The sequence below is a fragment of the Bacillus sp. JKS001846 genome (genome assembly GCF_900176455.1).
GTDB classification, from domain to species: domain Bacteria; phylum Bacillota; class Bacilli; order Bacillales; family Bacillaceae_G; genus Bacillus_A; species Bacillus_A cereus.
On sequence record NZ_FWYG01000001.1, the window covers coordinates 4967501 to 4989216 of the forward strand.

The window sequence follows — 21716 nt, forward strand, 5'->3', positions numbered from 1 at the left end:
TCCATTATCTATTTTATTAACACTCTTTTTACTACATCAATCTAACATTACGCTTAACATTTTAACCCTCGGTGGTTTAGCTGTTGCGGTTGGACGTCTCGTCGATGATAGTATCGTTGTCATCGAGAATATTTTCCGCCGTTTACAAAAAGATTCTTTCTCTAAAGATATCATTCTCGATGCAACGAAAGAAGTCGCAGTCGCAATTACTTCTTCTACTTTAACAACGGTCGCTGTTTTTTTACCTATCGGCCTCGTAGCGGGAGCAATCGGAAAATTAATGTTACCTATGGTATTAGCAGTTGTATATTCTATACTATCATCCTTAATCGTTGCACTAACAGTTGTTCCACTTATGGCTTTTTTACTACTCAAAAAAACAAAGCATCGAAAGCCAAATTCTTCATCACGATATGTCGCTACATTAAAGTGGGCTCTTTCTCATAAATTCATTATTCTACTTACTGCATTTTTATTATTTGTAGGATCAATTGCAGCTTATATATTACTACCGAAAGCAAACATAAAATCTGAAGACGACACAATGTTATCTATTAACATGACATTTCCAGCCGATTATAATGCTGAATCTCAAAAACAAAAAGCATTTGATTTTGAAAAGAAATTACTTTCTAATTCAGATATAACAGACGTTATTTTACGAATGGGATCTAGCGCAGAAGATGCACAATGGGGGCAAACAACTAAAAATAACCTCGCTAGTATATTCGTAGTCTTTAAAAAAGGTTCTGATATTGATCAATATATTAAAGAGTTAAAAAAGGAAAATAAAACTTTTGAGCCTGCTGAACTTGATTATATAAAAACAAGTTATTCAAGCTCTGGCGGCGGCAATAACTTACAATTTAACGTAACAGCTACTAACGAAGCGGATTTAAAAGAGGCGGCTACTATCGTTGAAACAAAACTAAAAAGCATGGATGATCTTTCTAAAGTAAAAACAAATTTAGAAGACTCTAAAAAAGAATGGCAAATTCATATTGATCAAACAAAGGCTGAACAACTAGGTTTAACACCAGAAATAGCTGCGCAACAAGTAGCATTCCTTATGAAGAAATCACCTATTGGCGAAATTACAATTAATAACGAAAAAGCTACTATTATGATAGAACACAAAAAAGAAAACATTAATAAACAAGAAGATATTTTAAATACAAACATACTATCACCTATTAATGGACCAATACCTTTAAAAGACATCGCAACTATTTCAGAAAAACAAACGCAAACAGAAATTTTCCATAAAGACGGAAAAGAAACAATCCAAATTACAGCCGAAGCTTCAAATGAAGATTTGAGTAAAGTAAACACAGCAGTAAATAAAGCGATGACTGACTTAGATTTACCTAGTGGTGCAAAAGTAAATATCGCAGGAGCTACTGAATCTATGCAAGAGAATTTTACAGATTTATTCAAAATTATGGGGATTGCAATCGGGATTGTATATTTAATTATGGTTATCACCTTCGGGCAAGCACGTGCTCCTTTTGCAATCCTATTCTCCTTACCGTTAGCTGCTGTCGGTGGTATTTTAGGATTAATCATTTCACGAACACCTGTTGATGTAAATTCCTTGATCGGCGCATTAATGTTAATCGGGATTGTTGTTACAAACGCTATTGTATTAATAGAAAGAGTCCAACAAAATCGGGAACACGGAATGGAAACTAGAGAAGCCTTACTTGAAGCAGGTTCTACTAGACTACGCCCAATTATTATGACAGCTATTACAACAATCGTTGCTATGCTCCCACTCCTATTTGGCCAATCCCAAGCAGGAAGTATGGTATCAAAAAGTTTAGCCGTCGTCGTCATCGGCGGTTTGGCAGTCTCAACTGCTCTTACATTAGTAGTCGTTCCAGTTATGTATGAACTATTAGATAAAATCGGGAGAAAAAGACGCTCCCGTAGGAAAATAAGCACTTCTACAGAAACACCTGATATTTAAAAACAAAAGGCGTTACCTTCACAAATGAAGATAACGCCTTCTCTCTATTTATTCATAAAATCCATCATTTTTTCCACATATTGCTCTATAGGTTTACTAGAATCCACAATCCAAATTACATCTGTTCTTCTTTATAATTAATCACAAATTCAACAATCATTACATCCATTCCTTCTATATTAAAATACAAAAGAACCCCCTACCTATAAATAGAGAGTTCTTCTTTATAATTTATGCCGCTTTTACCTTTTTCGTTGTTTTACTTTTTCTTTTCGTTCCTGTAAAGCGCTTGTGTAATATAGATGCTATCAAGCGTGAAATAACATTGAATAGTAATACCATAATAATTAATACAGCTGCAGATTTTGTCGCAATCAACTTCGCATCTGGAATAACTCCTTCAGAATTTAATTTCCAAATGTGAACCGCTAATGTTTCAGCTGGTCTAAACGGATTTAAAGGATGCGCAGGACTTGATAAATCCGCTGCTGAATTTAAAATCGGGGATGTTAAACCCGCTGTGTAAATTAATGCTGCCGCTTCCCCAAATATACGACCCGCCGCTAAAATAATCCCTGTAATAATTTGTGGTAATGACGATGGGATAATAATACGAGCGATTGTTTGCCACTTCGTTGCACCTAATCCAAGACTTGCCTCTTTTACATTATGAGGAACTTCTGAAATCGCATTTTCACAAACACGCGTTAAACCTGGTAAATTTAAAATAGTTAAAGCAAGAGCACCACCCATTACTGTGTATCCCCAACCTGTCATTGTAACGAACACTAACAAACCAAATAAACCAACAACAATAGAAGGTAAAGACGCCATCGTCTCTATACATAGACGAACAAAATTTAAAAAACGTCCTTGTTTTGCGTACTCTGCTAAATATATTCCAGCACCTAATCCAAGAGGAATAGATATAATAAGCGTTATAACAAGCATGTAGAAGGAATTGAATAACTGCGGACCAATCCCACCACCAGCTCTTGTATTGCTTGGTTCTCCAAACAAGAAATTAGGATCCCAAAATCCCCATCCCTTTTGTAAAATTTCAAATACTAAGAACACTAGCAAAGCTACAACTAAAGCTGCAACCGCATAAAAGATACCTGTCCAAACTTTATTTACCGTTCTTGCATTCATTATTATCGCTCACCTCTTTGCCCAATCGCTCGAATTACTAAAATAAACAGGAATGAAATAACAAGTAAAATCATCGCTAAAGTCCATAGCGCATTGTTCCAAGCAGTTCCGTTCAATGTATTCGTCATGTCCATTGTTAAAATACCAGTTAACGTCGCTGTCGGACTATATATTCCTTCTGGTAATTTAATCGTATTCCCGATTACCATTTGAACCGCTAGCGCTTCACCAAAAGCACGCGCTAAACCTAAAACAACACCTGTTAAAATCCCTTTCTTCGCAGCAGGAACAATTACTCGGCTAATCGCTTGCCATTTCGTTGATCCTAGACCATAAGAAGCTTCTAAATAATCAAATGGAACAGAACGTATTGCATCAGAAGCGATACTAGCAATAGTAGGTAAAATCATAATACTTAATACAACAATACCTGCAATTAAGCTAAAGCCTACTCCCCCAAACGAATCACGTAATAGTGGTACTAAAATCGTAACACCTAATAATCCGTATACAACCGAAGGAATACCAACTAACAATTCTAGAACAGGCTTCAATACTTTATTTCCAAACTTTGGCGAAATTAAATTCATGAATATAGCAAGAGCTATAGCAATTGGTGCACTAATAATAACCGCACCTAACGAAACCACCGTTGAACCTACAATGAAAATTAAAGCCCCGAAGGATCCTTGATCAGCATTTGGATTCCATTTTGTCGATGTTAACATCTCAGTAAATGAGATACCACTTTGTGTAAAAGATTGAATACCTTTCCCACAAATAAACGCAATAATAGCTAATGTAATTAAAACAATAAAAATACCACAAAACGTAACAAGTGATCTTCCTATATATTCACTTTTTACGTAATTAATTTGTTTTTTCCCCTTCATCACAGGACAGACCCCACTTCACAGATTGAAATGAACAGGACTGGCCTTGCAGCCAGCCCCATAAAATTTTATTACTTATTTAATTTAGACATTGGAATGTAGCCCATATCTTCTACTTGCTTTTCAAAATCTTTACCTTTTACATAATCGATGTAAGCTTTCGTCGCTTCCTTCGCTTCACCTTTTGTTACCATATATTCGTAAGACCAGAATGGATATTTACCAGACGCAATGTTTTCAACTTTCGGTTCAGCACCATCAATTTTCACTGTTTGTAGTGCGCCTTTTTTCTCGCCGACCATGTAAGACATTGCTAAATAACTCACCGAACCAGGAGTAGAGTTAATCGCTTGCTCTACTGCACCGTTAGAATCTTGTGTTGTACCAGTTCCATCATTAATTTTCGCGTCTTTCATAATCGTTTTTTCAAATGTAGCACGTGTACCAGATGAAGCCGGACGATTAATTACATTGATTTTTTCATCTTTTCCGCCTACTTCTTTCCAGTTTGTTACTTTTCCAGTGAAGATATCTTGTACTTGTTGCATTGTTAAGTTATCAACTTTTACATCTTTATTTACGACAAGAGCGAATGCAATACCCGCTACCTTGTTATCTACTAATTCTTTCGCCTTTTCAGCATCTTTTATTTTATCTCCGGACGGAACATCCGAATTACCAATTTGCACTGCACCAGATGCTACTTGGTTAATCCCAGTTCCACTACCGCCACCTTGAACTTGAATAGAAACTTTTGAATTTTTCTCCATGAATTTCTTTCCAGCTTCCTCCGCAAGAGGTAGAAGAGCTGTAGAACCAGCCGCTGCAATCGTACCTGATAATTCTTGTTTTGTATTATCGCTTCCTTTAGCAGTTTCTTTACTAGTTGTATCTTCTGCTTTCCCACAACCAACTAATGCTCCTGCTACCACTAAAGCTGCTAAAGAAAATTTAATACCTTTTTTCATAACCATGTCTTGTACCCCCATTTGGATTATCACTTTTCGAATTCATTTTCTTTCGAACACAAATTCATTGTAGGACAACAATATTATGTGAGTGTTAAGCAATTTTTAATTTTAAGTAAATGACGATAATAATCCTTAAAAGCTAGAAATCCCAACATTTATAGTTAAATAACCCAACAAAAACCACACTAACTACGCTGCAATGTAAATATATTCTTAACAATGTAAATTCAATGTAAATGTTTTTCTCTCTTTTTCCCTTTTCGTTAAAGTTACATTTACAATTCCGCTGTATTTTGTAATTTTTACACACCTAATTTATGCACATTAAAAATAATTTCAGTAATATTTTTTAGTACAACTAAATAAATTGGAACAATTCTAAAAATAAATGAATATTTTTAAAGTACTAATTGACAACATAATCCAATGTAGTCTACTATATTACTAACAAAAAGTTTACCTTAGGAAACTTTTTAAACTCAAACTAAAAATATAGAGATGAGGTAACTTTTATGGTATCGGCTAATATAAAACCACTTTCCGAATTTAAAATAGGAGAGTTTGTACAAATTGAGAAGATACAATTAGAAGGAACTATGAAACGACGCTTATTAGATTTGGGATTTATCCCGGGGGCGACGATTAAAGTATTGCAACGCAGTCCACTTGGAGATCCGGTCGCTTATCAAGTGAGCAACACAACTATTGCACTGCGTAAAGAAGAAAGCTCCCTTATTTTCGGGGTATTAATAGGAGATGATTTCAGATGAGCAAACATCGTATCGCTTTAGCTGGTAACCCGAATACAGGGAAAAGTACATTATTTAATACTTTAACAGGCTTAAAACAACATACTGGAAACTGGACGGGAAAAACTGTTTTAAAAGCTGAAGGAGAATATGAACATAACGGAAGTAATTATACATTAATAGATTTACCGGGAACTTACTCACTATACTCAAATTCCGCAGACGAAGAAGTAGCGAGGGATTATATTATATTTGAAAAACCAGAAGTAACTGTAGTTGTTATAGACGCAACTGCTATGGAAAGAAATTTAAATTTAGCACTCCAGGTGATGGAGATGACAAATAATGTAGTCATTTGCATTAACTTAATTGATGAAGCCGAGAAAAAAGGGATTGTTATCGATGAAAAGAAATTAGCAAAATCACTTGGTGTACCTGTCGTTAAAATTTCAGCACGTAACCGAGTAGGTATTGGTCATTTGCTAAATGTTATTGCAAGAGTAGCAAATAAAAAACTAATTCCAACACCAATTAAAATTACTTACAGCGAAAAAATTGAAAATATGATTCAGGAATTAGAACCACAAATTTATAAAGTGTTCGGTGATACGTATCCAGCACGTTGGATTGCGTTACGTATATTAGATGGAGATAAAAATTTCTTAACTACACTTCAAAAACACCATAATGAACCACTTGTAAGGGAGGTCGTAATTAATGGAATCTCACTCAGCCAGTAAAGGTCTTCCATTAGACTATATTATTCAACATGCACAAACACTTTTAAAAGAAGATATACGAGATGATATAGTCGGAGATATTTACCGAACATCTGCAAGCATATGTAAAGAATCTGTCCAATATACAAATACTGATAAATTATATCGTTCTGAAAAACTAGATAAAATTTTCACATCTCCAATCTGGGGATTCCCAATTATGCTCGGTATTTTATCTATTATTTTTTATCTTACAATTGCAGGCGCTAACGTACCATCTGATATGATTGCCGAATTCTTCGGATGGGCCGAAGGATATTTAACATCTTGGTTCCAAGCAGCGCATGCACCTGAATGGTTACATGGCATTTTAATACTTGGTTTGTTCCGTGGTATCGGTGCTGTTATTAGCGTTATGTTACCACCTATGGCAATCTTTTTCCCTATGTTCGCGCTATTAGAAAACTACGGATACTTACCACGTGTCGCGTTTAATATGGACCGCTTATTCAAACGATCCGGCGCACACGGGAAACAATCTTTAACAATGGCAATGGGATTTGGTTGTAATGCAGCAGCCATTATGTCAACACGTATCATTGAATCACCACGTGAACGTATGCTAGCAATTTTAACGAACAACTTCGTTCCTTGTAACGGTCGCTGGCCTATGTTAATTTTAATGGCTTCACTATTTATGGCTGCTGGTTATACAGGCAGTATGCAAACATTGGTTACTGCTGGCGTTGTAGTTGGAATGGTTGTAATTGGTGTTATTATGACATTAACTGTTTCTTGGGTACTATCAAAGACAGCCTTAAAAGGGATTCCAACTCACTACACACTTGAGTTACCTCCGTACCGCAAGCCAAAAGTTTGGAATACCATTGTTCGCGCAACACTCGATAAATCAATCTATGTTTTAAAACGAGCTATAGTTGTTGCTGCCCCTGCGGCTGCATTAACTTGGTTACTTGCTAACATTTTTATCGGTGACACAAGCTTACTTATGTATTTTGTAAACTTCCTAGATCCATTTGCTAAAATGTTAGGACTTGACGGGTTTATTCTAGCTGCATTCATTCTTGGACTACCCGCTAATGAAATTGTAATCCCAATTTTATTAATGTCTTACTTATCAACTGGGGCTTTAACTGAAATAGATGATTTTAATCAAATTAAAAATCTATTCCTAGAAAATGGTTGGACTTGGTTAACAGCGTTAAACACAATGTTGTTCTCACTTCTTCATTTCCCGTGCGGAACAACACTTGTTAATATATACAAAGAAACAAAAAGTGCAAAATGGACATTCTTATCGTTTGCAATCCCTACCGTTATCGCCATTGTTGTTACATTCCTCTCTACACAATTGGTACATTGGTTAGGGCTTGTATAAAGCAAAGCATACATAGAAGGTATCCCCCTTCACATATGCTTTGCACGAAAGAAACCTGAAATTATTCAGGTTTCTTTTTTTGCACATCAGTATTCCACGGCTGTGCTCCATACGTTGTGAGTTTTTTATGAATAAAATATATAGTTCCTGGAAGAACTGCCATTAATATCGTGCAACTAATTCCTAATCCAGTAAACAACTTTCATCACCTTATTTCACTCTTTTCGGTAAAGCTGAACCTGAATGTTCAATTGTTGGATGAACATGAACAGTAATTTCAGCATTACTAAAGTAATTTTCGCCTTGATCCCAATTCTTACTTATTTTTGTCCACTCTTTATAATTATGTCGCTTATACACTTCCCCTAACTCTAATACATCTACCTTATATTTTTTTTGAACAAGCTTAATCGATTTTTGAATACGCTCCTCCATTTCTTCCGATATATCCTTCTCTAAACGCTTTTCATTCAAAACCTTTTTATGATCACTGAAATGCAACTCAGCCAATGTGCCTTCCAGAGATAAATGAATATCAAACTTTGGTTTTGTAGCATTCGTTGTAGATACTTTAATTTTTCGACGCAACTTATGAATTTCATATGTAATAAGTTGATTTTTTTTACGAATCGTAAAAAAACCTCCAATTTTTTTGCCTATTATATAATTCATCCCTAATGTTTCTTCCCCACTCAAATTGCCTACACATTTATTATCCTTTCCACGAAACAATGCTGCACCGTTCATTTGTACCCCTTGTTTTGTCAGTTCAAGAATAGGTAATACAAAACTGCGGTTAGAGATCATCTTCTCCTGTACCTCCCCAATTCTTGCAGCCTCAATCATTTGGGCATTTTTCGGAGGGTGTTCAGCTAACATATCAATATACTGCGCCGGTAAATTTTCAGGCTTGGCACTTTGTTTTAAAATAGCTTCTGCATTTTTCTTAGAAACGAACAAACGAATATTTCTTCTCATTTCATGATCGCGAATATATACATCTAACGTATTTTGTAAAATGTATGGATGTGAAAGTAATTCTTCAGAGAAAATAATCACTTGTATATGAGGGAAAAATAATGTACGGCTAATTTTTTTAGCGATTATTCTTATTTGTTCAAATACACTATCTGCTTTTGCACTAACATTAATATAATTTTCGCTATCCCCACCCCCTTGTCCACCCTGTTGAGACAATTTACTGGGGAGTACCATCTGATAGGTCCCTTTCATAATTGGATTCGCTTTCTTCTCCTTCACGATATCGTAAGCCGCTCCTACTACAAATCCTCTTTCTTCTATCTCTTCTAACTCAGAACACCCACTCATAAATCCAGTTAAAGCCATAACCATTATAATTTTAAGAAGGTGTTTCATTTCCACCATTCCTTCTTTTTATTTTATATACAATTAAAACAAGCAAAGGTGCTAACACAACACACCCCATATCTATCCAAGCTAAATAAGTCCCATAACTTGATAAAGCATTCAAACTACTAGGTATCATATTCGCCATAAAAATAATTGGGGCACTTACGAAAATAAAAATATGTTTCTTCACTTTCGGAAACATAGCACAAAACAATAAAGATGCGACATCATAGTACATTGCTGTCGTGTTATAAATAGTAATAATCCAAGTCGTAAAAAAAATCGCATCAAACCTTTCTAAAAATCCTCCACCAATTTCAATTTCTTTCCCTAATTCAATTGTTGGATATGTCAATCCACGTGTTGTCATATACGTAAAAACACTAATACAAGTTACATAAATTAAAATGTATGACAGCACGTTTACCATCACCGCTTTCGCGACTGCCATCGGCGCTTTTTTCGCTGTCTTATCATTCAGCAACACCGCATAAAATAAAGCTACTTCAAATCCAATAAACGTAAAAATAGAATTTTTAACTCCAACAGCATATTGACTTACTTTCGTTTGAAAAGCTGGTAGTAAATTATTTATTTCCATTAAATTTATATTCAATAAAGAAAGAAGTACTATCGCAATTAAAACAATAGGTAAGAATAAAACATTTAACCTTAATAAGGCTGCTCTTGATCCTGCTATTCCATAAATAACAACTAATAAGAAGAAGAAAGACAGTAGTTGTATTGGTGTATCACTAAATAAATACGTTTGAGAAATAACTGAAATCATTCGCGATTCATATGCTGTCAAAGCAGCAAACGTTAATACTAAAATACAACTAATTGTGTATGCAACAGGCTTCGTCAAATGCGCACTCGTATATTGAACAAAATTTTGTTTTGGAAATAAGATAGCCACTCTCGTCACAAACCAGCCTAAAACTGCGCAAATCAATCCACCCAAAAGCAAGATAATCCAACCGTCCGAAAATAAAGTTTGGTTAGCGATATCTCTCGGCATAGACAATGCCCCTATACCAATAATGGTCGATGATACCGCAAACCCAATTTCCCGAGATCCAATCTCTTCATCGCCATACTCAAATGGTTTCACTTATTTTCGCTCCTTTGGACGTATTGTAGAATCTTTTGTTTGTAAGTACTCTGGTCTATCTTTCAACATCGATTTTGGCATGCGAATAAATTCTTCTTTCCAATCTTTATAAAATGCAGGAGCAATGGGAGTTGTATACGGTATACCAACACTTGTTAAATTTGTAATATGAATAGCAAGTGCAATCAGAGCTAGAATGATCCCATACAGTCCAAAAGCCGTTGCAGCTAATACAAAGACGAAAAGTAAAATTCGGAACGTAATCGTAATACTATATACAGGAAGCGAGAACGTAGCAATCGCAGTAACTGCAATAATAATAACTAAAAACGGATTTACAATCCCTGCATTTACCGCAGCTTCTCCAATTACAAGACCTCCTACAATCCCTATCGTTTGTCCCATTGGTTTGGGCAATCGGATTCCAGCTTCTCGTATTAATTCCATAGTCAAGGCCATCATTAACGTTTCAATATATGCTGGAAACGGAACACCTTCCCTCGCACCTGCAATTGAATAAGCCAGTTTAGAAGGAATAAGTCCTTGATGATAAGATACAAGTGCTACATACATAGCTGGTAACAAAACCGCGATTATACCTGAACCCATACGTAAAAATCTTAGTAACGTTCCAATCACCCAGCGCTCGTAATGATCTTCTACAGATTGAAAAATATCAACAAACACAAGCGGTGCAATAAGAGCAAACGGAGATCCGTCTACTAAAATGGCCGCTTTTCCCTTCGCTAATGACGCTATAATATTATCTGGCCTCTCTGTATTCAAAAACTGTGGAAATGGAGATAAATTATTATCCTGAATTAATTGTTCAATCGTACCTGTTTCCAAAATAACATCTGTCACTATTGATTGAAGACGGCGATCTAACTCTTTTACAATGTGAGGATTAATAATATCTTCTATATATACTAGGGTTACTTCTTTCTGCGATCGCTTCCCCATAATATAAGATTGGAACCTCAACTTTGGATCGCGTAAACTGCGTCGGATTAACATTTTATTCACATTAATATCTTCATTTAATCCAACTCTTGGTCCGCGTATTAAATCTTCTGTCACTGGTGGCTCTAAACTTCTCTTCTCCCAAGCCCTACTATTAATAACGATAGCAGTTTGAATATTATCAATTAATATAACTGTATCTCCCGCTAAAATCGCATTTATAATATCCGGAAACGTTGTCTTCTTACCCACTTCCGCAATAGAAATAAAACGATCCAATAACGTCTGAACGACAGCCGCTTCATTTTGCACTTCTTCATATTGAAGAGTACGAACTACATATTTATAAACATTATCCTTGTCTGTTAACCCACATAAAAACACAACCGCACAACGTGTAAAACTCCCAGCAAGAACAACTTCTCTAATTGTTAAATCATTAGGTGAACCTAACTCATCCCTAATTTCTTTCATAACTTCAAATAAGTTACCTTCAAGCTCTAACAATTTCCCCACCTAACTTCCTTTTCAACAAGTTTTTAGTTAGATTCCGCTAATTGAAGAAAATATATACAAAAAAGAGCTATCTCTTTTCAAAGATAGCTCTAATAAAGTAAAACTTTAATCAGCCCTCACCAATCGGACTTTTACAGGCAGCAGGGCCCCTACCTAACTTCTTTGCTTCCGCTGAATTTTGAGTTGAGGGTCTTACTGCCCGTTAATGCGGGATAAACGAATTACTTTTCTACTATTATATTGTTTTTCTTTATAGATACACTTTTTGTAAATCCACTAACTACAAACATCACAATCATATTAATTAACAATGCGACTATGCCTACATTCAAATCTTTTATATACTGCGGGAAACTCGGAAACATTGTGGCTATAGTTGAACCAGATAAGGTAATATATGCGACCACTAACAGCCCAACTCCTATTCCTGCAATCGCTCCTTGCTTCGTAATAATTTGGCGTGGAAACAAGCTACATACAAGTGCAGGGAAAAGTTGTGTAACAATACTGTATCCCATTAATAGAAGCGCTCCTATCGTTTCTCCTCCTTTAAATGTAAATAAAACTGCCACGAGCGTTACTACAGGCACAAATAATTTTGCCATCTTAGCAACTTGTCTATCTGAAGCAGATGGAACTATCGTTCGATAAATATTTTTCGCTAACAGTGTAGAAGCCGCCATAACAAGCATCGAACCCGGAACCAATGCCGTTAATACTCCCGCACTACCAATAATTCCAATAAACCAAGGATCAAAAGTTTGTAAAGCAAGACGGAATAACGAAAGATCTACATCCGCTCCCTTTAACCCAGGAACTTGCAATATAGCAGCAAATCCTGCAAAAAATACGAAAAGTAAAACTAAAGAATACAATGGCATAATTGCTGCATTTTTACGAAATACTTTTTCATTTTTTGCAGAAAAAGCAGAAGCAAATGTATGAGGCCACATATAAAAACCGAGGGCCGTTAATATAATAGTAGAAACAAACCAAGAAATACTCATTCCTTCTTCAGGTAAAGATAAAAATCCCGGTTTCGCTGCCTCTACAGCCTCAAACATCGGCTGAAATCCTCCATAATAATGATACGGTAAATATATACCTAAAAACATAACGATAAACAGTATCATAATATCCTTCAAAGCAGCCGTCCAAGCCGAACCATGTATACCTGAAACCATTACATATATAGTTATAACAATAGCACCAATCCAAACCGCAACAACAGGTGACACCCTTCCGTAAGAAGCTTCTGAAACGATAATTCCCAGTCCTTTTAACTGTAAAACAAGATATGGGATGATGGAAACAACACCAACAATTGAAACAATAATCCCAAGCGCTTTACTTCTATATTTCTTCGCAAAAAAATCCGACTGTGAAACAAGGTTATGCTCTTTCGCATACTTCCAAATCGGTGGCAATAAAAAATACGATAAAAGATAAGCTAAAGCGCCATAACCTAAAATATAAAAGGTAGGTGCTCCTTTGCTATACGCCCAGCCACTTCCTCCCAAAAATGTAAACGTCGTATAAATTTCACCTGCCATAAGGAGAAAAACAAAAATAGTGCCAAACCCTCTTCCCCCAACTGACCATTGCTCTAAATTCATATCTTTTCCATGTTGTGCCCGAATCCCTAAAAATAGTGCGAGAAACAAAAATAAAATAATGATAAGTAATGCAGTCATTTTACATCCTCCTTATTAGCAGGATCAAACACGTACACAAGCCCCATACAAAAAGATGTAATAAACACTGATAATAATACCCAAAATAATAAAAATGGCATCCCTAATACGTAAGGAGTAACTGAATTCGCAAATATTGGCCCAACTACTAAACAAAGAACTGGGATAAGCGCTAGAATGTGTATTTTCTTCATCTCATTCTCCTTTACTTATAAAGTTCATAATGGCTGATACAAAGACTTCCACTCCAATCGGTAATGCATCTTCGTCAATCGTAAAACGAGGGTGATGGTGAGGATATATAATACCTTTCTCTTTATTTCCCGCTCCGATAAAAAAGAATGTCCCCGGTGCCTTTTGTAAAAACGCTGAAAAATCTTCTCCAGCCATCGTCGGCTGTAAACGAACAACTCTATCCCTTCCATAAAGTTGTAATGCCGTTTGTTCAATAAGCTCTGTAGCTTCATAGTCATTTACAACTGGTCGATACCCATATTCATATGAAAATGTATATTTCGCTCCGTAAGATTCCGTAATATGCTTCACAATCCGCTCAATCTTCTTCTCTGTTTCACCTCGTAATTCATGTCTTAAACTTCTCACTGTCCCTTCAATCTCGGCTTGCTCTGGTATTACATTATGAGTTGTCCCCGCATGAAATTGCGTAACAGATATTACGAGAGAATCTAATGGATTCGTGAGGCGAGATATAATTTGCTGAAGTTGCGAAACGACTTGTGTTCCGATTGCAATACTATCCACCGTTTCATGAGGGATTCCAGCATGTCCACCTTTTCCCTCTATCTTAATTTTAAAAACATCCGGTGCAGCCATTGCAGGACCATAAATAACACCTATTTTCCCAACCTCTAACGACGCCCAAAGGTGAGCACCAATAATATAATCCACACCTTCCATTACACCTGCAGCAACCATCTCCTCTGCACCACCAGGAAAATTCTCTTCAGCATGTTGGAATAGAAAACGAATCTCTCCTTTAATCTTCTCTCTTTCTTCTATTAACTTATGTACAACCCCAAGTAATATCGCTATATGTCCATCATGACCACATGCATGCATTACACCTTTATATATAGAAATAAAATCAAACTCATTTTCTTCATGAATAGGAAGAGCATCCATATCGGCTCGAATCGCAACTGTTTTGCCCGGATGTTTACCTACTAACTTTGCCATCACACTATATTTAGTCGGCCGTGACACTTCTAAATATGGGAATTTCCGAAGTATATCGAACACAAACTGCGATGTTTTCTCTTCTTGAAAAGATAACTCTGGATACTTATGAAAATGCCTTCTCCACTCAACTAACTGATTTTTTGACAAAACAAGTTCCTTTGCAACATCCATTTCTCTTCTCCCCTTCTTCACCAAGTTAAATGTTATTATAACGTGAATTGTTAACTTTTAAAAGAATCTTCTGAATTTTCAGTTATGATAAACTAAAAAGAAAAAGCCATCCAAAAGATGACTTTTTCATTATTATAAAATAGTAATTGCTTGTTTTCCCATTTGCTCCCAAGCTTTCTCAAATTCTGCTCGCGGAACAGCCAAGCGCGGATTATTTTTAAGAGGATCATTTACATATACAAAGTTTTGATCATATCCAATTACTACTGCACTATGCTCATAATATGTAATTTTCACTTCGCCTGAACTCGTATTCCATGTTTCAAAACTACTTTCAGCTAGCGGCTTAAACGTCGTATTAATAATGACCCATACCGGAGAACCAGAACTAATTACTTTATATATATCTTGCATGTCTCTACCTGTTAAATTAATTACTTTTTCAGGAACATATTTTTCTGCTAAATCAAAGATTGGTTTATTGTATACACCATATCCAGGCTCTGCCTTTGTATAAATATTTCCCACAAATCCCTCGTAAGGATTTCCACGCAAACCATTTTGTTCAAATGAAACACGATGAATTTCGCTAGCAAGTTGCATCTTATCTACTTGTACACCTTTATATTGCAGCAACATAGCTAAACTTGTCACTTCACATCCTCGAGGTAATTCTGGTAATTGTTTAATAAACGGAACATCTTCAATCATAGCTGCTTCTTTCATTTCAGATAGAAACTCTAAGCGTAGAACTTGCGCCTTTTGCATGATTTTATCTTTTCCTATAAAAAATGCAGCAGCAAGTATAATTCCAAAAACAAAAAGATATTTTAACTTTTTCATTATAAACAAAACTCCATTAATTATTATTTTACAGATACATCTCTTATCATTGTACCCTTCTTCTTACTAGTTTGCTAGAAAGATCATGTGAATTATCGCTCATAGAATTAATTATAAAAATTCTAATTATTTTTAATAAAAAGAAAAATAAATATACATTTACAGAATATTTTGCTAAAATAAAAATTGTTAACATAGTGAAGATATCACCATGTTAACAAACATTCTTAGAGTATTTAGTCATAGTTCGTTTTTTACATACTCCATTCATTTCATAGCAAATAAACCGAGTGTGTTTTGCATCCCCCACTAATGATTAAAAACTCAGAATAAAACGAAGTTTACACATTCAAGAAAATACGGGGTGAGGGGCATATGAATCAACAAATTGAACAAACAGATTTAAAACGAACAATGAAAAGTAGACACCTATTTATGATTGCACTCGGCGGTGTTATCGGAACCGGGCTATTTATGGGATCTGGTCAAATCGTCCATAATGCCGGACCTGGTGGTGCTATTCTTGCATTTTTAGTCGGTGGATTTGTTATGTATTTAACGATGTTATGTCTTGGTGAATTATCCGTTGCTATGCCAGAAGCAGGTTCATTCCAAAGTTATGCAAGCAAATTCATTTCACCTGGTTTTGGATTTGTTGTCGGTTGGATGTATTGGTTAAATTGGGCTGTTACAGTTGGCGTAGAGTTAACAACTGTAAGTATTTTAATGAAACGCTGGTTTCCAGACGTTTCTTCCTGGATTTGGTGCGTTACATTTGCAGCAGCACTCTTCCTCGTAAACGCTTTATCAGCAAAAGCATATGCAGAAGCAGAGTTTTGGTTCGCAAGTGTAAAAGTCGCGACAATTGTCATTTTCATCGTGCTTGGTGGCGCTGTTATGTTCGGTCTACTAGACTTTAATGGAAAGCCAGCTCCAATGCTTCATAATTTCACTGAAAATGGCGGGCTATTTCCCAACGGTGCATTAGCTGTTCTTCTTACGATGATTACAGTAAATTACTCCTTCCAAGGAACAGAATTAATTGGAATCGCTTCAGGAGAAAGTGAAAATCCTGAAAAAACAATTCCAAAAGCAATAAAAAATACAATTTGGCGAACTCTCTTCTTCTTCGTCTTAGCGATATCAGTTGTTGTAGGTTTACTCCCATGGCAAGAGGCTAATCTAGTTGAAAGTCCCTTTGTACTTGTATTTGATGTAGCCGGTGTCCCATATGCAGCAGATATTATGAACTTTGTTATTATTACAGCTGTATTATCCGTTGCTAACTCTGGTCTATATGCAAATTCTCGTATGCTGTGGGCGATGGCAAAACAAGGAATGGCAAGCCCAGCATTTACGAAATTAACTAAAAAAGGTGTACCGCTAAATGCATTAATTTTCAGCCTAATTTTCGCTAGCCTGTCCTTACTAACAAGTGTATTTGCGGCAGATACTGTCTTTCTAGTTTTAACATCTATTGCAGCAATGGCTGCCGTTGTCGTTTGGATGTCAATCGCCGCTTCACAGTTTTTCTTCCGTAGAAATTTCGTGAAAAATGGTGGCAACATAAATGATTTAAAATATCGTACACCGCTCTATCCACTCGTTCCAATCGTAGCGTTCTCGCTCAATTTCATTACATTTGTTAGTTTGGCTTTCATTCCAGATCAAAGAATTGCTCTTTATTGTGGCATTCCATTTATGATTATTTGTTACATTTTATACCAAGTTAAATATAAAAAAATTGTCACACGTGAACAGCCACGAACTGTCACACGAGAAATAAACTAAATATACAAAAAATTCAGCTATCTTCCTTATCATAAGATAGCTTTTTTCTATTTCTTGGATATCCTGGTATAACTTTATTTATCTTAAAATTTTCACAATCACGTTTTTCTCTGGAAAATAGTTTACAATGTAATCAAGTTACAAATGATATTCACCTTAAAAAGTGTGCATTTGTGTCTATTTTTTAACAATATATCAAAAACTATTGCCTTCTATAAATTAATAGGTTTATATTGTTTTATTGGCATAGTTTCAATCCAAGGAGAAAGGAGATTTTCAATCGTGCAACTAAAGAAAGCGTTTTGGAAGTTGGCTTCGCTTCTTCCGTTATCATTACTTCTGTTCCTCGGTGGCTGTGATAAAAAACTCGCAGTATTAAATCCGCAAGGACCTGTTGCAAAAGCACAGTATGATTTAATTGTTTGGTCATTCTTGCTTATGTCATTAATTATCGCAATTGTATTCATTCTGTTTACAGTCATCTTGATTCGTTATCGTGAAAAACCAGAGAATATGGACTATGAGCCACCTGAACAACACGGTAACACATTACTAGAAATTATTTGGACGCTTGTTCCTGTTATTATCGTTATCGCATTATCGATTCCAACAGTAAAAGCAACTTATGCTTCGGAAGAGGTTCCGAAAGAGTCCAAACATATTAAACCAGTTGAAATTTATGTTACATCTGCAAACTGGAAATGGTTATTCAGTTACCCAGAGGAAAAAATTGAAACCGTTAACTATTTAAACATCCCAGCTGGTGTACCAATTCAATTCAAACTGACTTCTGTCGGCCCAATGAATGCTTTCTGGGTACCAGAACTTGGTGGTATGAAGTACACAATGGATGGCATGATTATGGATCTTTATTTACAAGCTGATAAACCAGGTTCTTACCTAGGTCGTAGTGCGAACTTCTCTGGTGAAGGATTCACTCACATGGAGTTCGAAGTTGAAGCGAAAACTAAAGAGAAATATGACAAGTGGGTTAAAGAAGTACAACAAACTGCTGATAAGTTAACAGAACAGAAATACAACGAAATTATTAAACCTGGTGTAGTTGGACGCATGACGTTCTCTAGTCACCACTTAAGTTATGTAGATCCAAAATCACTTGAATATTGTGATTACAACTACTACAAAAACAAAAAATAATAGCTATTATTCCAACAGATTGGAGTGAACACAGTGAAGCTTGATGAATTCTTTGTCACAGGTGACCCGATTATTTACGGTGCAGACGCTTCTATCGTTCTTGTGACATTAGCAATCATTTTCGTACTAACAAAGTATAAAAAATGGAAATGGCTTTGGGACGAATGGTTGACAACTGTTGACCATAAAAAAATCGGAGCCATGTATATTATTTCTGCGGTTATCATGTTATTCCGTGGTGGTATGGATGGTTTAATGATCCGTGCACAGTTAACATTCCCAGAAACAACTTATTTAAACGCTGAACACTATAACGGAATCTTTACAACGCATGGTACAGTAATGATTCTTTTCATGGCAATGCCATTCGTTATGGGATTAATGAACCTTGTAGTACCATTACAAATTGGTGCTCGTGATGTTGCATATCCGTTCTTAAATGCTTTAAGTTTCTGGTTATTCTTTGTCGGAGCAATGTTATTCAACATCGCTTTCGTAATCGGTGGTTCTCCAGACGCTGGGTGGACTTCTTACTTCCCAATGGCAGGTACAGAGTTTACTTCAGGCGTAGGAAATAACTACTACGCAATTGCATTACAGATTTCAGGTCTCGGTACGCTAATGACCGGTATTAACTTCCTTGTTACTATCTTAAAAATGCGTACACCTGGTATGACTTTAATGAGAATGCCAATGTTTACTTGGTCAATCTTAATTACAACAATTATCATTATTTTCGCTTTCCCAGTATTAACAGTTGCTCTTGCATTAATGACATTTGACCGTCTATTCGATGCTCACTTCTTTACGATGGCGAGCGGCGGTATGCCGATGTTATGGGCCAACCTGTTCTGGGTATGGGGTCACCCTGAAGTATATATCGTTATTTTACCGGCATTCGGTATTTTCTCTGAAATCATTAGTACATTCTCACGTAAGCGTCTATTCGGTTACAGTGCGATGGTATACTCAATGGTTGCAATTTCTTTACTAAGTTTCGTCGTATGGCTTCACCACTTCTTCACGATGGGTGCAGGTCCAGCGGTTAACTCATTCTTCTCGATTTCGACAATGGCGATTTCGATTCCAACCGGTGTTAAGATCTTTAACTGGTTGTTTACACTGTATAAAGGACGTATCCGTTTTACAGTTCCAATGCTTTGGTCATTGGCATTTATTCCAAACTTCGTAGTCGGTGGGGTTACAGGGGTTATGCTTGGAATGGCAGCTGCTGATTATCAATACCATAACAGCTACTTCCTAATCGCTCACTTCCACTACGTATTAATCGCAGGTACAGTATTCGCTATGCTTGCTGGATTCACATTCTGGTATCCAAAAATGACTGGTCATATGTTAAATGAACGCCTAGGTAAATGGACATTCTGGATCTTTATGAGCGGATTCAACATCTGTTTCTTCCCAATGTACTTCTTAGGTTTAGACGGTATGACTCGTCGTATGTACACTTACTCTGAAAGTCTTGGATGGGGATGGCTAAACCAAATCGCATCTGTTGGTGCGGTAATGATGGGTATCGGCTTCCTACTTCTTTGCTACAACGTAATTTGGAGTGCACGTCACGGTGAACGTGACACAACTGGAGATCCATGGGATGGTCGTACACTTGAATGGGCAACTCACTCTCCTGTACAACATTACAACTTCGCGAAGCTTCCTGAAATTAAAGAAGCTGATGCTTTCTGGTACATGAAAAAACGCGGAGAAACAGTTACACCAGCAGCAGAAGATATCAAACCAATTCACATGCCAAGTAACTCTGGTGTGCCTATTATTGCGTCTGGATTCTTCGGTCTTGCAGGTTTCGCATTAGTATTTAGCTGGTTCTGGCTTGCAGCAATCGGTGGAGTTGGTATTTTAGCTTGCTTAATCTATCGTTCATTCGATTATGATGAAGGTTACTATATCAGTGTTGATGAAATTAAAAAAACAGAACATATAGCATGAGAGGTGAAATGACATGGCGGCTTTAGATAAAAGCTTACCTTTGGAATATCAATCCGAACAAAGCAGATTGAATATCCTAGGATTCTGGATTTTTCTTGGGGCTGAAATTATGCTGTTCGCAACACTTTTCGCCTCTTATCTAGTCCTTGCTGGTCGTACGGCAGATGGCCCAACACCAGCGCAATTGTTTGAACTTAAAACGCTTTTAATTCAAACATTACTACTTTTAACAAGTAGTTTTACATGCGGTATCGTAATTCATGAAATGCGTAAGCATAACCAAAAAGCGATGCTTGGATGGTTCGTCCTTACATTACTTTTAGGTGCAGGTTTCCTATTCTTTGAGATCGAAGAGTTCATTATGTACATTGGTGAAGGCGCAACAATTCAAACAAGTGCTTTCTTATCTGGATTCTTCGTTCTTCTTGGAACGCACGGAGCTCACGTAACAGGCGGTATCATTTGGGCAACTTGTGTTATTATCCAAATTTTAAAACGAGGTTTAACACCAGTTACAGCTCGTAAAGTATTCATTATCAGCTTATACTGGCATTTCCTTGATCTAGTTTGGGTCTTTATTTACACACTAGTTTACTTGAACGGGATGGTGGCGTAAATGGCTCAAAACAACAATCAAGCAAACGGGCATGCGCATAGCGGATTCCCTTGGTCACACGTTTTCGGATTTATTTTATCGCTTGCATTAACGTTTCTAGCGTTATACGTGGCACTTTACACAACATTGCCACTTTCAACAGTCTTAACAACTATTATCATAATGGCTGTTGCGCAAGCATTGTTACAATTAATTATGTTCATGCATTTAAAAGAAGGAGAAGGAAGAGTTCAAATTCTTACAATGATATACAGTTTCTTCGTTGCAACTGCAACAGTTGGTTTAACTGTATGGATCTTCTTCTCAATGTAATGTACATGAAAAAGACTGCTGAGATTCCTCAGCAGTCTTTTTTTATCCCCTCCCCTATTACATCCACATTACGGAATTAACAACAGAATCATGAAAAATATACTTATTATGACAAATGTTAAGAAAAATCTTTCTTTATGAAATCGA

20 protein-coding genes (1 of these 20 cut by a window edge) are annotated in these 21716 nt (G+C 36.3%); 9 read left to right on the top strand and 11 right to left on the bottom strand.

The features are described from left to right. Window positions 1-1969: the 3' portion of an efflux RND transporter permease subunit gene (locus B9A45_RS26700; protein ID WP_000375534.1), read on the top strand. Its footprint begins 1076 nt before the window's first position; only the last 1969 of its 3045 coding nucleotides appear in the window; the start codon falls outside the window, past its left edge; the stop codon is at window positions 1967-1969. 231 nt (window positions 1970-2200) lie between these two features. Here B9A45_RS26700 and pstA read toward each other — a convergent pair whose 3' ends face one another. From pstA to B9A45_RS26715, 3 genes are all read right to left on the bottom strand, one after another. Next, window positions 2201-3121, bottom strand: a complete 921-nt coding sequence (gene pstA, locus B9A45_RS26705) for a phosphate ABC transporter permease PstA (RefSeq protein WP_000994140.1) — start codon at window positions 3119-3121, stop codon at window positions 2201-2203. Window positions 3122-3123: 2 nt separating this feature from the next. Beyond that, on the bottom strand, window positions 3124-4014 hold the full coding sequence (gene pstC / locus B9A45_RS26710; protein ID WP_000676676.1) for a phosphate ABC transporter permease subunit PstC: 891 nt from the start codon (window positions 4012-4014) through the stop codon (window positions 3124-3126). Between the two features lie 71 nt (window positions 4015-4085). Beyond that, on the bottom strand, window positions 4086-4988 hold the full coding sequence (locus tag B9A45_RS26715; RefSeq protein ID WP_000245109.1) for a phosphate ABC transporter substrate-binding protein PstS family protein: 903 nt from the start codon (window positions 4986-4988) through the stop codon (window positions 4086-4088). 509 nt (window positions 4989-5497) lie between these two features. Between B9A45_RS26715 and B9A45_RS26720 the strand changes: the two genes are divergently transcribed. From B9A45_RS26720 to B9A45_RS26730, 3 genes are read left to right on the top strand one after another with little or no spacing between them, the layout of a single operon-like run. Then, a complete protein-coding gene (locus B9A45_RS26720; RefSeq protein ID WP_000252982.1) occupies window positions 5498-5755 on the top strand; it encodes a FeoA family protein in 258 nt (85 codons plus the stop codon). Continuing rightward, window positions 5752-6474 (top strand): FeoB small GTPase domain-containing protein, encoded by a 723-nt coding sequence (locus tag B9A45_RS26725; protein WP_000033868.1) that lies wholly within the window; start codon window positions 5752-5754, stop codon window positions 6472-6474. The genes B9A45_RS26720 and B9A45_RS26725 overlap by 4 nt, the downstream gene beginning before the upstream one ends. Next, window positions 6452-7852 carry a nucleoside recognition domain-containing protein gene (locus B9A45_RS26730; RefSeq protein ID WP_084065487.1) on the top strand — a complete coding sequence of 467 codons (1401 nt, stop codon included), beginning with the start codon at window positions 6452-6454 and terminating at the stop codon, window positions 7850-7852. The genes B9A45_RS26725 and B9A45_RS26730 overlap by 23 nt, the downstream gene beginning before the upstream one ends. Before the next feature lie 61 nt (window positions 7853-7913). Here the strand turns inward: B9A45_RS26730 and B9A45_RS32375 are convergent, their stop codons facing one another. The 8 genes from B9A45_RS32375 to B9A45_RS26770 form a co-directional block, all read right to left on the bottom strand. Beyond that, entirely contained in the window at window positions 7914-8051 is a 138-nt protein-coding gene (locus B9A45_RS32375) for a hypothetical protein (RefSeq protein ID WP_000493997.1), read from the bottom strand. 11 nt (window positions 8052-8062) lie between these two features. Then, window positions 8063-9229, bottom strand: coding sequence for a spore germination protein GerLC (gene gerLC, locus B9A45_RS26740; protein ID WP_000681627.1), 1167 nt, complete (start codon window positions 9227-9229; stop codon window positions 8063-8065). After that, window positions 9213-10337, bottom strand: coding sequence for a spore germination protein GerLB (gene gerLB / locus B9A45_RS26745; RefSeq protein ID WP_000801992.1), 1125 nt, complete (start codon window positions 10335-10337; stop codon window positions 9213-9215). The genes gerLC and gerLB overlap by 17 nt, the downstream gene beginning before the upstream one ends. Then, window positions 10338-11816, bottom strand: coding sequence for a spore germination protein GerLA (gerLA, locus tag B9A45_RS26750; RefSeq protein ID WP_139147433.1), 1479 nt, complete (start codon window positions 11814-11816; stop codon window positions 10338-10340). It abuts the gene before it with no gap. A 221-nt stretch (window positions 11817-12037) separates the two neighbouring features. Continuing rightward, the gene (locus tag B9A45_RS26755; RefSeq protein WP_000125929.1) at window positions 12038-13510 is read right to left on the bottom strand and encodes a sodium:solute symporter family protein; all 1473 of its coding nucleotides are present in this window, start codon (window positions 13508-13510) and stop codon (window positions 12038-12040) included. Further along, complete coding sequence (locus tag B9A45_RS26760; RefSeq protein WP_000719833.1) at window positions 13507-13704, bottom strand: DUF3311 domain-containing protein; 198 nt, start codon at window positions 13702-13704, stop codon at window positions 13507-13509. Before B9A45_RS26760 ends, B9A45_RS26755 begins: the two co-directional genes overlap by 4 nt. A gap of 1 nt (window position 13705) precedes the next feature. Continuing rightward, complete coding sequence (locus tag B9A45_RS26765) at window positions 13706-14881, bottom strand: amidohydrolase (RefSeq protein WP_084065490.1); 1176 nt, start codon at window positions 14879-14881, stop codon at window positions 13706-13708. 132 nt (window positions 14882-15013) lie between these two features. After that, window positions 15014-15724, bottom strand: coding sequence for a C39 family peptidase (locus tag B9A45_RS26770; RefSeq protein ID WP_084065492.1), 711 nt, complete (start codon window positions 15722-15724; stop codon window positions 15014-15016). 375 nt (window positions 15725-16099) lie between these two features. Here B9A45_RS26770 and B9A45_RS26775 point away from each other — a divergent pair, with 375 nt between their 5' ends. From B9A45_RS26775 to qoxD, 5 genes are all read left to right on the top strand, one after another. After that, window positions 16100-17515, top strand: a complete 1416-nt coding sequence (locus B9A45_RS26775) for an amino acid permease (RefSeq protein WP_084065495.1) — start codon at window positions 16100-16102, stop codon at window positions 17513-17515. A 282-nt stretch (window positions 17516-17797) separates the two neighbouring features. Next, window positions 17798-18673, top strand: a complete 876-nt coding sequence (locus B9A45_RS26780) for a cytochrome aa3 quinol oxidase subunit II (RefSeq protein WP_001176166.1) — start codon at window positions 17798-17800, stop codon at window positions 18671-18673. 33 nt (window positions 18674-18706) lie between these two features. Continuing rightward, window positions 18707-20641, top strand: a complete 1935-nt coding sequence (gene qoxB / locus B9A45_RS26785) for a cytochrome aa3 quinol oxidase subunit I (RefSeq protein WP_000762367.1) — start codon at window positions 18707-18709, stop codon at window positions 20639-20641. A 13-nt stretch (window positions 20642-20654) separates the two neighbouring features. Next, complete coding sequence (gene qoxC, locus B9A45_RS26790) at window positions 20655-21257, top strand: cytochrome aa3 quinol oxidase subunit III (protein WP_000729318.1); 603 nt, start codon at window positions 20655-20657, stop codon at window positions 21255-21257. Then, complete coding sequence (qoxD, locus tag B9A45_RS26795; protein WP_000068425.1) at window positions 21258-21569, top strand: cytochrome aa3 quinol oxidase subunit IV; 312 nt, start codon at window positions 21258-21260, stop codon at window positions 21567-21569. Window positions 21570-21716 lie beyond the last annotated feature (147 nt).